Raw genomic sequence first — 12,591 nt, 5'->3', positions numbered from 1 at the left:
CGGACTACACCCCGTCGATCGCGCTGCGCTCGATCGACGGCCACATCACCCGCACCAACGGCCAGGTCATGGCCTGGTACCGGCTCGCGGCGCAGGCGTGGAGCTTCCGCAGCGACAACCAGCGCGAGGTGCTGATCCGCCAGATCGCCGCGCAGCTCGGCGAGCTGCAGGGGCGCTGGCTGCACCTGCGGGTCACGACCCGGCCCTACCCCGTGCACATGTGGGCCGAGTCGTTCGACCAGAACGCGATCGGCCGGATGCCCGACGTCCCCGGCGCACTCGGCTGGGACGGCTTCCTGGAGGGCGAGCAGCGCCACCTGATGGGCCTGTCGATGGCCGACAAGGAGGTCTTCCTCGGCATCGAGGTGTCCGGCCGCGGGCTGTTCGACCGCTGGGTGGAGCGCGCCGCACCCGTCCTGGACCGGCTCGTGCCGTCCGCGGTCAAGGCCGAGCTCGCCGCGCTGGAGACCGAGATCAACCATCTCGACGTGCTCGTCGCCGGGTCCGGGCTCGACGCCGTCCCCGCAGGTGCGGAGGACATGGCCTGGCTGATGCACCGTTCGGTCGCGCTCGGGCTGCCCGCGCCGCGCGGGCTGTCGTCGGTGCCGCGCGGGGTCTCGACCTGGGAGCCGGAGGACCTCGCCGCGTTCACCGAGGGCGTCGACCTGCACCAGGAGCCCTACGCGCCGACCGTGCAGGTCGTCGGGCGGATGCGCAGCCAGACCGTCACCCGCAACGTCGCGGTGCTCTCGGTCGGGCTGATGGAGGGCCTGCGCATCCCCGAGATCGACGACCCGTGGATGCAGCACTCCGACCGGCTGCCGTTCCCGGTGGAGTGGTCCGCGCGGATCTACGTGCGCCGCCCGGAGGACGTCACCGGCGAGCTGCAGCGCCAGATGGGCAAGGTGCGCAGCCAGATCCGGCACTACACCCACGACCACGACCTCGACCCGCCGATGTCGCTGGCCCGCCAGGCCGACCGGGTCCTCGAGGTCGAGGACGAGCTCACCACCGGGCTGACCCAGCTCAACACCCGCCTCTACGGCTGGTGGCGGATCGCCGTCTCCGGCCGCGACGAGGCCGAGGCCACCACCCGCGCCCAGCAGGTCGTGGACCTGTACCGGCCGAAGGTCCAGATCGAGCACCCCGAGGCGCAGTATCGCTACGCCCGCGAGTTCATCCCCGGCGAGCCGCTGGCCGCGACGGCCTACCGGCGACGCGGGTCGGTCACCTGGGCGGCGGCCGCGGTCCCGGCCGCGACGGCCAGCGTGGGCGACCGGCGCGGGATCATGCTCGGCGAGACGTGCACCGCGACCCGGCGCCCGGTGGCCTGGGACCCGTGGCTGGCCCAGGAGGTCCGCCGCGCGTCCGGCCTGACCGCGATCGTCGGTGGTCTGGGATCGGGCAAGTCGTTCCTCACCGGTCTGGTCGTTTACAAGACCCTGCGTGCCGGGGCCCGCTGGACGGTGCTCGACCCGTCCGGCCCGCTCGCGGAGCTGACCCGGCTGCCGGAGCTGGCGCCGTTCTCCCGGCACATCAACCTGCTCCGCGCCGACCCCGGCATCCTCAACCCCTACCGGGTGGTGGCCGAGCCGCGCCCGGACCACTTCCTCGACGACGACGACCCCGAGCGCGCCTGGAAGCGGGAGCGGTCGCTGGCCGCGGCCACCCGCCGTCGCCTGGTGCTCGACGTGCTGTCCGGTCTGCTGCCGTACGAGATCGCCCGTCAGCCGCACACCCGGATCGTGCTGCTCCGGGCGGTGCGCGAGGTCGGAGGCTCGCCCGACCGGCACCCCGGCATGGTCATCGACGCGCTGCGCCGGCACGCGGGCGAGGGCGAGGACCACGCCGGCGTCGTCGCGGACTTCCTCGACGAGCGGCGCGAGCTGCCCCAGGCCGCCCTGCTGTTCCCGGACGAGACCCGCGACGACCCCTGGCAGGCCGACCGCGACTACCGGCTCACCGTGCTGACGATGCAGGGCCTGTCGCTGCCGCGCCCGGGCAGCCCGCGCGAGGAGTGGACCGACAACGAGTCGCTCGGCGTCGAGCTGCTGAACCTGGCGTCCTGGCTGACCCAGCGCACGATCTACGACGCCGACCGCAACCTGCGCAAGGGCGTCGCGCTCGACGAGACGCACTTCCTGTCCCAGGTACCGACCGGCAAGGTGCTCATCGACCGCCTCGCCCGCGACTCCCGCAAGTTCAACGTCCGGGCCCTGTTCGCCTCCCAGCTGGCGGGTGACCTGCTGCGGGTGTCGGGCTTCGCATCGCTGGTCAACGCGGTGTTCGTCGGCCGGACCGACGACGAGGAGGCCCAGTCCGAGGCGCTGCGGCTGCTGCGTGTGCCCACCGACGTCGGCTACGAGGAGATGCTCGGGACGCTGTCCCCGCGCCCCCGCCACGACGACCGGCCCGACGACGCCCCCCGGCAGTTCGTCTTCGCCGACGGCCACGGCGGTGTGGAGAAGGTCCGCATCGACCTGGAGGCGCCGCACCTGGAGCACGTCCGCGAGGCGCTCGACACCAACCCCGACGCCGCCCGCGTCGCCGCGCCCCGGCCCGGCGGCCCCGCCCTCACCGCGCCCGGGCACCCCGAGATGACCGCCCCCGACGAGCCGAGCCCGCTGCCCGCGCGCCGGACCCCGGCCCCGGTGGCGGTGCCCGACCTCGACGGCGACGAGATCGACCTGACCACCGACACCCGTATCGGTCCCGGCGACGCCGACCCGGTCCTGGCCCCGGGCGGAGCGCGCGCGGGCGGGGTGCAGGTCGTGTCGGTCGCCGCGACCGACGCCGCCGTCGGGCGCGCGGAGCTCTACGACGACGAACAGCTCGACCTGCTCGACGAGCTCGACGACGACTGGGTGGTCGACGAGCCCGCCCACGACGGCGACGCGGGCCCGCACCCGAACGGGTCCGCCGCCGCACGCAACGGGCACGGACCGGCCCAGGTGGACGGCCCGTTCCCGGCCGGGGGGCCCGGTCCGGACGACGGGGCGGGGCGGTGACGGCGGGGCTGGACCCCTCGGGCGGCGCCGGGATCTGGGTCGTCCTGGGTGTGCTGGCCGCCGCCGTGGTCGTCTCGGTGCGCAGGACCCGCCGCGCCCGCACGCCGCAGACCCCCGTGGTCACCCGTCGTCGTCGCCGCCGGACGGCGGTCCTGGTGGTCACCGCGATCGCCGGCGGCACCCTGCTGCTCGGCTCCCCGGCGATGGCCCAGGCACTGGACTGCAAGACCCCGCCGGAACCGGACCGCCCGGGCACCGGGCTGGTCGGCTCGCTGGACCGGCCCACGGCGCTGCACGGCGAGGCGGGCAGCGTCTACGAGGAGGTCGGCTACGCCGGCCTGGTCTGGCACAACTACGACCTGGGCTGCGCGGCGTCGGGGGTGCTGAACCCGTCGGTCACCACCGACACCTGGCTGGGCAACCAGGTCTTCAACCTCGCCAAGCTGACCGTCGGCGGGGTGAACTGGGCGCACTACCTGATCGCCGACGGCGGAGCCCTGTTCGAGCCGCTCGACCAGGTCATCACCACCGCGACCCGGGCCATGTACGACACGGTGTTCACCACCTGGGTGGGTCTCGGCCTGCTCGGGTTCGCGATCATCGTGCTGCTGCTGGCGATGCGCGGCGACCTCGCCCGGCAGGCCCAGCGCACCGGCATCGCGGTCCTCGCGCTGATGATCGGCTCCGCCGCCTACCTCGCACCGGTCGACTGGTCGCGCGCGGCGGACAACCTGCTGCTCGACGGCGTGACACAGATGCAGGAGGGCTTCCCCGGGCAGGTCGGGCTCGGCACCCGCGACACCCTTCCGACGGTGCTCGTCGACCAGGTCGCCTACCAGAACTGGCTGCGCGGCACGTTCGGCGCGCCGGACGTCCCGCAGGCCCAGGAGCTGGGCCGGGACCTGCTGCGGGCCCAGGCGTTCACCATCGACGAGATCGACCAGGGCCAGGACACCTCCGAGACGGCCGAGCGCAAGAAGGGCGAGTACGCCGCGATCGCCGACCGGATGGGCGACCGCTACCCGTACTTCACCGGGGCCTCCGGCAGCCGGATCGGCGCCGGGACGCTCGCGCTGATCCAGGCCGCCTGCATCGCGCTGTTCCAGCTGCTGTCCAAGATCCTGGTGCTGGTCGCGCTGCTGATCATCCGGCTGATGGTGGTGACGGCACCGGCGATCGCCGTCGTCGCGCTGCTGAAACCGGACGTCATCCCGGCCATCCTGCGCATCGGCGGGGCGGCGATCGTGAACACGCTCGTCGTCGGGGCGCTGGCGGGGCTGCACGCCCTGCTGGTCGTGTCGCTGTTCGCCCCCGGGTCCGGGGTCGATCTGTGGCTCGCGCTGCTGGTCACCGGGGTGGTCACGCTCGTGCTGTGGGCGGTCGCGCGCCCCTTCCGACGGCTGGTGTCGATGGTGACGCTCACCCGCGAGCAGTTCGGCGGCATCGTCCCCGGCATCAACGGCGGTCCGGTCTCGCGGGTGTGGAACCGGGTGCGGGGCCCGAACGACGCCGACGAGCGCCAGTCCCGCTGGTGGTCCGAGCGGGGCGGCTCCGGTGGGCCGGGCGACCCGGGTTCGGCGCGCCCGGAGGCCGAGACCGTGGCCGGGCCGGGGGCCCGGGTCCGTCGTCGGGCGGCGCCCGACGCGTCCCCGCCGCAGGCGGCCCGGATCGCCGAGCCGCGTCGTGGCGCACTGCCGGTCGGGGTGTCCGGGCGGCCGGACACCGGGTTCGCCCCCCGCGTCGATCCCGGCGAGGTCGACGACCGCTCCATCTACCGGCGCGACGACTCGGGACCCCGCCGCCCCGGCGACCCGGCCCCGGTGACGCCGGAGCTCGTCGACGGCGTCCCCGTCTACAAGATCTACCGCCCGCGGGCGGCCCGCACCGGCGGCGACCGTGCCGATTAGGTCCTCCCGCGGCCGCGCCGGCGCCTACCGCGCGGTGTGGCAGTGGCCGCTGCGCTCCCCCGCCCGGCTCGCCGTGACCGTGGTGGTCCTGGGTGGGCTGCTGTTCGGCCTCGTCTCGCTCGGGGGCTCGGGCGGGGCGACGTCCGGCGGTCTCGTCGCCGGGGGCGGCTCCGGTGACAACCGGTGGGACAGCGGCTCGTCGGGCGTCTCGGCGACGCCCACCCCGACGTTGCTGCCGCCGGTGCCCGAGCTGACGCCCGAGGCGCTCCCGGTGTCGCAGGCACCGCGCCCGGCGCTGGAGGCGGCGCGGGTGTGGGCGTCGGCCTGGGTGAACCACCCCGAGGGCATCACCGGGCAGCAGTGGGTCGCCGGGCTGCGGCCGTACACGACCGACGAGTTCCTCGGGGTGCTCGCCGGTGTCGACCCGTCGAACGTGCCCGCCTCCCGGGTCACCGGGCCCGCGACCCCGACCCGGGTCGCGCCGAAGAGCGTCGAGGTCACCGTGCCGACCGACACGCTGACCCTGCGGATCCTGGTCGTCGACACCGAGGCGGGCTGGAAGGTGTCCCGCTACGACCGGGCATGAGCACCCCGCTGACGCGTGCGCTGCGGCCGCTGCGGCTGCTGCTGCCGTTCGTCGCGATCGGCATGGCGCTGGTGCTGTTCCTGGCCGTGGGTTTCCTGGCGTTCAGCCCCAACCTGGGCGGCGGCCGGTCGAACGTCGCCTGGTGCGACACCGGGATCTCCACCGCGACGGTCGGCCGCGGCGGCGGGGGAGCCACCTTCGAGACGCTCTCCGACGAGCAGCGGCAGAACGCCGCCGCGATCATCTCGGTCGCCAAGGACATGCAGCTCCCGCCGAAGGCCTGGCTGGTCGCGCTGGCCACCGCGATGCAGGAGTCGACCCTCCGGAACATCGACTACGGGGACCGGGACTCGCTGGGGCTGTTCCAGCAGCGGCCCTCGCAGGGGTGGGGCACGCCCGCGCAGGTCACCGACCCCGCCTACAGCAGCCGGATCTTCTACGAGCGGCTGATGGAGGTGCCGGGCTGGGACTCGATGCCCGTCACCAAGGCCGCCCAGACGGTGCAGCGTTCGGCGTTCCCCGAGGCCTACGCCAAGTGGGAGGGCCTGGCCGCGTCGCTGGTCGAGAACATCGGCGACGTCGCCAACCCCACGGGCTGCGCCCCCGGCACCACCGGCGCGCTGCCCCCGGGTGTCGCCGGCGCCGCGATCGGCTTCGCGCTGGGTGAGCTCGGCAAGCCCTACGTCTGGGGCGCCAACGGACCCGACGCCTGGGACTGCTCCAGCCTGCTGCAGGCCTCGTACCGGGCGGCCGGCGTCACCATCCCGCGCGTGTCGCGCGACCAGTACAACTCCGGCGGGCACCTGCCGGTGCGGGACATGCAGGCCGGCGACTTCCTGTTCTACGCCCACGACACGTCGGACCCGACCACGATCTACCACGTGATGATGTACCTGGGCGACGGCAGGATGGTCGAGGCGCCCAACCGCAACTTCCCGGTCCGGGTGCAGCCGGTGCCGTGGGAGTTCGGCGATCTCGTCCCGCTCGCCACCCGGCCGGGGACCACGCCCAACCCCGCCTGAGGCGCGTCGCGCTCGTGAGTGGTTTTCGGTGTCGTGACACCGGAAAGTGCGCGCGACGTCCCATCATGGGCGGCATGCGCTCCCCGCTCTCGGACTACCTCGACTCCGCGGCGCCCGGTGCCTGCCCCGACCACCTGGTCGTGCCGCGGTCACTGGCCCAGTCGATGCCGTTGCGCTGGCAGCAGGTCTTCGTCGGGCTGCTCGCCGACCTGCACGACGCCTATCCCGGCGTCGACTGGCCCGAGTACGCGGTGTCCGCGGTGCGGGCCGAACCCCTGACCGAGCTGGACGACGCCCAGCTCGCCGTGCACGGCTACGTCACCGAGCTGGGTCCCGAGGGCGACCTGGAGTACCGCGATGCCGACGACCGGGTCGTCCCCGGGTCGCTGCCGGTCCGGGTGGAGGTGCCGGACACGGTGCCGCCTGCGTCCGCGGGACAGGTGCCGCGGGGGACCGTCGTCCTGCGCTGACCGCGTCCTGCGCCCCGCGCCCCGCGTCGCCGAGATGCACCTCAGCGGGAGTCGTCGGTCCGCACGGCCCGCCGAGCTGCATCTCGACGCGCGGCAGGGGTACCTCCCCCGTGGACGTCGCTCACCCGGTGAGCGACGTCCCGGCTGCCCTCACCAGGCCCGGTGCGTCCCGACCGGTGCGCGTCGGCGCTGCGCCGCGTCGGCGAGCCGGTCCAGCTCACGGACCAGGTACGCGGGGTCGGCCGGACCGGCCTGCACGACGGCGTCGTCGGGGAGCGGGCCGCCGACGACGTCCGGGGTCGGGCGCCGCTGGGCGTAGCAGCCGTCCGCGGTGGCGTGCACCAGCAGGACGCCCGGCGCGCGGCACGGGTCGGGTCCCCTGCGGCCGGCGCCGAGCTGGGCGACGCCCGCGACCTGCCCCATCCGCCGCAGCATCTCGGCCTCGGCCGCGCTGCAGCCCCGCCGCAGGAGCTCGTGGACGAGCCGGTCGGCGTCGCCGCCGGAGCGCTCGGCGGCCTCGCCCAGCACCGCGACGGGGATCCGCACCCCGGCCCCGGGGCCGGGCACGACCTCGCCGAGCAGCTCGACCAGGACGGCCGACGCGTCGTCGGGGAGGACACGGACCAGCGCGACGTCGTCGCCGATCCGGGTGGCCAGCACCGCGCGTCCGGCCCGCCGGGCGACCAGCGCCCGCTGCCACGACGGCGGCGCGACCACGAGGTCGTGCTGGAACTCCGGTGCGACGACCGTGCGCAGGTCGTCGACGAGGTCCGGCCCGAACGCGGTGCCGGTGAACAGACCGCGCGAGGCCAGGGTGTCGAGGCACTCCCGCACGACACGGGCCCGCTCGACGTCGGTGAACCCGGGGCTGAGCAGCTCCAGGACGGCGGGGTTGCGACCGAGGTCGAGCAGGTCCCTGGCGACGTCGAACTCGGCGGCGGTGAGGACGGTGGCGCGGTGCCAGTCGATCATCGGTGGGGCTCCTCGGGGCCAGGACGGCGTCGGTCGCGGCGATCTCGATGGCGAAGACCCCGTCGGTGGGGACGACGTAGCGGTTGCGGTGGTCGAGGGTGTCCCGGCTGCCGGCGCCGCCGGCCACCGGGCCGAAGCCGCCGGGGCCGGCGCCGCGCGTGGCCGTCTCCCCACCGCGGCCGGTCCACGCCGACTCCGCGCCCCGGGTGCCCGCGTCGGTGCGGTGGCCGGTGCCGAACGGCTCGTGCGGCCGGGCCCCGCCGGACCCCGTCCCGCCGGGACCGCGGCCGCCGTCGTACCCGGGACCGCGTGCGGAGGGTGGGAGGAGTGGCTGTGCCCGGGCCTGCTCACCGAAACGCCGTCCGAGGTCGGCGCGGGCGGCGAGCGGGTCGGGCCCGGGCACCGTCGCCGTGATCGCCGGGGCCGGGGGCGGGGGCACCGCGGGACGGTGGGGGTCCGGGACGGGTGTGGTCGGTGGGGCGAGGTCCTGGGGTGCGACGACGTCGCCCGGCCCGGAGGTCTCGACGCCCCCGCCCCGGCCCGGGGTGACGGCCCCGGTGTCCGGGGGGCCGGGGGCCGCACCGGGGCCGCGGCCGGGTCCGGGGTCCTCGCCGGGGCGACCACCGGGCCCCGGGGCATCGCCGGGACGGGGGTCGCGGCCGGATCCGGGGTCGCTGCCGGGGTCGGCAGAGCCCGGTCCCGGTCCGCCGGTCGGCGCTCCGCCGGGCCCCGGCCCGTCGGGCGCACCGGTGCCGGGCCGTGCCCCGCCGCCCGGTCGCGGTGGCGTGCCGGTCCCCGTCGCTCCCCCGCCGGGGCCGGTGTCCCCGCCACCGGCCCGGTCCGCGACGGTCGCGAGTCCGCCCGCCGCACCGGCGCCGGTCGGCGGGCCGCCCGGGCCCATCGTCTGCGCCGAGGCGGGGTCGACGGTGAGGAAGCGGTCGTCGATCGCCGATGCCGTGTCCAGGTGCTCCTGGAGGGCACGGTCGGCCTCCTCGCTGTGCCGCTGGTCGCGCTCCAGGGAGCTGACGTAGTCGGTCACGGCGGCACCGAGACCGACGAACGGTGCGCCGACCAGCAGGTGGGCGTTGCGGGCGCCGCTGGTGAAGACACCGGGCGGAGTGGGGTCCAGCGCGGCGATGGCGGCCTGGGTGCGGTCGAAGGACTGTCCGTAGGCGTCCAGCTGGGTCGCGCCGTTCGCGGTGAGGGGGGCGGTGCACATCATCGAGGTGGTGAGGCCGTCGAGGGACTGTTGGGCGGCGGCCCCGGCGGGGCCCTGCCAGGAGATGCCCAGCTCGGCCATGCGACGACGGGCGTCGTCGGAGGCGCGGCGCAGGTCGTCGTCGGCGGCACGGAGCGCGGCCGCGGCGTCGATGACGGCCTGTGAACCGGGCTGTCCCACGACCCACTCGTACTTCTCCCGCAGGGTTCTGGCGGCGAAGTTGACGTGCTGGTGGAAAGCCATCAGGTCTCGCCCGACTCTTTCGCGCCGAACGTCCTCTCGATGTCGGATTCGTTCAGCTGATAGGACTCCGCTACTGCCCGGAGGGCACGGACCACCTGTTCGAGCTCGTCCTGGTGAGCTGCGTGTGTCTCGAGGATCTGTTGGAACTTGCGATCGAAGGCAGGGGTGGCGAGATCGGATATGGGGTCGGCCCCGCATCGGTCGACCCGCCGGGTACGTGCCCCGATGAGAGCCGACCGCATGTCGTCGATCTGACGGTTCAGAGCCTCCCCGACCTGCAGCACGGTGGTGGGGGAGATCTGGCTCAGCAGTGCGGGGTCAACGCTCAGCAGTGCGGGGTCAACGGTCGACGAGGTCTCGGACGGCCCGATGGACATGGTTGGACGTTAGAGACGTCGTCGCTCCGTGACAGCTCTTTCCGGGGGGAGGTTCGCGCGAGCGAACGTCGGTCGACGCCCTCCGTCAGTGGTCCGCGAGTTCTTCCAGGACCGCGTTCGCCAGATCCCGGGAACGGTCGCACAGAACGTCGTCGTTCGAATCTGCGCTACGCAGGTTCGCCGGAAGAGCCTGCGACTGCGTTCGCAAGGACGTGTCGTCGGCGATGTCGACGATGATGTCGCAACCCGGGAGCGAGACGGAGGAGTCGAGCGAACGCACCACCCCGTATCCACCCAGCGATCCGAGTTCGGTCCCTGGCGCCCGGGCCAGGTCGGTTGCAGGAATCGGCAGGAACTGAACGCTGGAATCGATCTTCGGTGTCCGGCCCAGATACGTACAGGTGGGGGACCGTTTGCCGTCGATCGTCACCTCGCCGGGCCGTCCCGCGTCCAGGCCGAACTCGGCGCGCCGTGTGCCGTCGACGAGGTCGCACGGGTGTAGGCCGGAAACGTCGACTGTCACCGGACGAGGCGGAAAGAGTGCCGTGGTGGTGGGGGACCCGGAACCGGGGGGCGAACCGCAGCCGGCAAGCGGGAGTGCGAAGCCGATGAGTGCGGCGACAACGGCTGCCCGACGGGAAACAGGTCCGAGCACGGTGATCCTCCGAGGACGAACGAGCAGCCCACAGGCTAGCCCGCCCCACCCCCGTCGACGGCCGTTCGAGCTGCACGCGGACGTCGTGGATAAAAGTGGAGTCCCCCGGGAACAAGTCTTCCGGGTCGCCCGTTGAGCCCCATGAGAGCAAGTTGAGCAGGACCCACTCAAGGGCGATGCACGCGGCGCTCCCCGGCCTGGTACAACTTGAGCCGGAAGCACTCATACCCACACATCTCGGAGGCAGTCACCATGGCTCGTACGGTCGGTATCGACCTCGGGACCACCAACTCCGTCGTCGCCGTCCTCGAGGGTGGCGAGCCGACGGTGATCGCGAACTCGGAGGGTGCCCGCACCACTCCGTCGATCGTCGCGTTCGCGCGCAACGGCGAGGTTCTCACCGGTCAGTCGGCGAAGAACCAGGCCGTCACCAACTCCGACCGCACGTTCCGCTCGGTCAAGCGCCACATCGGCACCGACTGGAAGACGCCGGAGATCGACGGGAAGACCTTCGCGGCGCAGGAGATCAGTGCCCGCGTCCTGCAGAAGCTGAAGCGGGACGCCGAGGCCTACCTGGGCGACGAGGTCACCGACGCCGTCATCACGGTGCCCGCGTACTTCGAGGACGCGCAGCGCCAGGCGACGAAGGAGGCCGGCCAGATCGCCGGTCTGAACGTGCTCCGCATCGTCAACGAGCCGACCGCGGCCGCGCTGGCCTACGGGCTCGACAAGGGCGACAAGGAGCAGACCATCCTGGTCTTCGACCTGGGTGGCGGCACGTTCGACGTGTCCCTGCTGGAGATCGCCGAGGGCGTCGTCGAGGTCAAGGCGACCAACGGGGACAACCACCTCGGTGGCGACGACTGGGACGAGCGGATCGTCACCTGGCTCGTCGACAAGTTCAAGTCCTCCCAGGGCATCGACCTGACCAAGGACAAGATGGCGATGCAGCGGCTCCGCGAGGCCGCGGAGAAGGCGAAGATCGAGCTGTCGAGCTCGTCGTCGACCAGCATCAACCTGCCCTACATCACGGTCGACTCGGACAAGAACCCGCTGTTCCTCGACGAGACGCTGTCCCGCGCGGAGTTCCAGCGGATCACCCAGGACCTCCTGGACCGCACCCGTAACCCGTTCAACCAGGTCATCAAGGACGCCGGCATCTCGGTGAACCAGATCGACCACGTCGTGCTCGTCGGTGGCTCCACCCGGATGCCCGCCGTCACCGAGCTCGTCAAGGAGCTGACCGGCGGCAAGGAGCCCAACAAGGGCGTCAACCCGGACGAGGTCGTCGCCGCCGGCGCCGCCCTGCAGGCCGGTGTGCTGCGCGGTGAGGTCAAGGACGTCCTGCTGCTCGACGTCACCCCGCTGTCCCTGGGCATCGAGACCAAGGGCGGCGTCATGACCAAGCTGATCGAGAAGAACACCACGATCCCGACCAAGCGCTCGGAGATCTTCTCCACCGCGGACGACAACCAGCCGTCGGTGCAGATCCAGGTCTTCCAGGGCGAGCGCGAGATCGCCGCGTACAACAAGAAGCTCGGCATGTTCGAGCTGACCGGCATCGCGCCGGCCCCGCGCGGCGTCCCGCAGATCGAGGTCTCCTTCGACATCGACGCCAACGGCATCGTCAACGTGTCCGCCAAGGACATGGGCACCGGCAAGAGCCAGGAGATGACGATCACCGGCGGCTCGGCGCTGTCCAAGGACGACATCGACCGCATGGTCAAGGAGGCCGAGGCGCACGCCGAGGAGGACGCCAAGCGTCGCGAGGAGGCCGAGACCCGCAACCAGGCGGAGACCCTCGTCTACCAGACGGAGAAGTTCGTCAAGGAGAACGACGAGAAGCTCCCGTCCGAGGTCAAGGACTCGGTGAACGCCGCGCTGGGTGAGACCCAGGAGGCGCTGAAGGGCACTGACCACGAGGCGATCAAGTCCTCGATGGAGAAGCTCGCCACCGAGTCCCAGAAGATGGGGTCCGCCCTCTACTCGCAGCCCGGTGCCGAGGGTGCCGCGGGTGCGGGTGCCGCGGGTGGTGCCGGTGAGGCCGGTGGCTCCGACCCGCAGGACGACGTCGTCGACGCCGAGATCGTGGACGACGACAAGGACGCCAAGGGCGACAAGTGACGGCCGGC

Annotated in this window: 10 protein-coding genes; 7 read left to right on the top strand and 3 right to left on the bottom strand. The window is 73.2% G+C overall.

Annotation, left to right across the window (positions count from 1 at the left end; genetic code table 11):
- Positions 1 to 68: 68 nt before the first annotated feature.
- From KPF47_RS05900 to KPF47_RS05880, 5 genes are all read left to right on the top strand, one after another.
- On the top strand, positions 69 to 3,008 hold the full coding sequence (locus tag KPF47_RS05900; protein ID WP_224387598.1) for an ATP-binding protein: 2,940 nt from the start codon (positions 69 to 71) through the stop codon (positions 3,006 to 3,008).
- Positions 3,005 to 4,915: a hypothetical protein gene (locus tag KPF47_RS05895; protein WP_224387517.1), complete on the top strand. Its 1,911-nt coding sequence runs from the start codon at positions 3,005 to 3,007 to the stop codon at positions 4,913 to 4,915. Before KPF47_RS05900 ends, KPF47_RS05895 begins: the two co-directional genes overlap by 4 nt.
- A complete protein-coding gene (locus tag KPF47_RS05890; RefSeq protein WP_224387516.1) occupies positions 4,905 to 5,501 on the top strand; it encodes a hypothetical protein in 597 nt (198 codons plus the stop codon). The genes KPF47_RS05895 and KPF47_RS05890 overlap by 11 nt, the downstream gene beginning before the upstream one ends.
- On the top strand, positions 5,498 to 6,523 hold the full coding sequence (locus KPF47_RS05885) for a C40 family peptidase (protein WP_224387515.1): 1,026 nt from the start codon (positions 5,498 to 5,500) through the stop codon (positions 6,521 to 6,523). Before KPF47_RS05890 ends, KPF47_RS05885 begins: the two co-directional genes overlap by 4 nt.
- Positions 6,524 to 6,597: 74 nt before the next feature.
- Positions 6,598 to 6,993 carry a hypothetical protein gene (locus KPF47_RS05880; protein ID WP_224387514.1) on the top strand — a complete coding sequence of 132 codons (396 nt, stop codon included), beginning with the start codon at positions 6,598 to 6,600 and terminating at the stop codon, positions 6,991 to 6,993.
- Between the two features lie 150 nt (positions 6,994 to 7,143).
- On the opposite strand, the gene KPF47_RS05875 is transcribed toward KPF47_RS05880, so the two are convergent.
- Entirely contained in the window at positions 7,144 to 7,965 is an 822-nt protein-coding gene (locus tag KPF47_RS05875) for an ESX secretion-associated protein EspG (protein WP_224387513.1), read from the bottom strand.
- Between the two features lie 964 nt (positions 7,966 to 8,929).
- On the opposite strand from KPF47_RS05875, the gene KPF47_RS05865 reads away from it, so the two are divergent.
- Positions 8,930 to 9,349: a hypothetical protein gene (locus tag KPF47_RS05865; RefSeq protein ID WP_224387512.1), complete on the top strand. Its 420-nt coding sequence runs from the start codon at positions 8,930 to 8,932 to the stop codon at positions 9,347 to 9,349.
- A gap of 77 nt (positions 9,350 to 9,426) precedes the next feature.
- On the opposite strand, the gene KPF47_RS05860 is transcribed toward KPF47_RS05865, so the two are convergent.
- Together KPF47_RS05860 and KPF47_RS05855 are read right to left on the bottom strand one after the other, a co-directional pair.
- Positions 9,427 to 9,804, bottom strand: coding sequence for a PE domain-containing protein (locus tag KPF47_RS05860; protein ID WP_224387511.1), 378 nt, complete (start codon positions 9,802 to 9,804; stop codon positions 9,427 to 9,429).
- Between the two features lie 85 nt (positions 9,805 to 9,889).
- Positions 9,890 to 10,459: a DUF3558 family protein gene (locus KPF47_RS05855; protein WP_224387510.1), complete on the bottom strand. Its 570-nt coding sequence runs from the start codon at positions 10,457 to 10,459 to the stop codon at positions 9,890 to 9,892.
- Positions 10,460 to 10,711: 252 nt separating this feature from the next.
- On the opposite strand from KPF47_RS05855, the gene dnaK reads away from it, so the two are divergent.
- A complete protein-coding gene (gene dnaK / locus KPF47_RS05850; protein WP_224387509.1) occupies positions 10,712 to 12,583 on the top strand; it encodes a molecular chaperone DnaK in 1,872 nt (623 codons plus the stop codon).
- Positions 12,584 to 12,591 lie beyond the last annotated feature (8 nt).

It is taken from the genome of Pseudonocardia sp. ICBG1293 (genome assembly GCF_020131355.1).
In the GTDB taxonomy this organism is placed as follows: domain Bacteria; phylum Actinomycetota; class Actinomycetes; order Mycobacteriales; family Pseudonocardiaceae; genus Pseudonocardia.
This window is presented reverse-complemented; position numbering and strand designations above follow the sequence as displayed.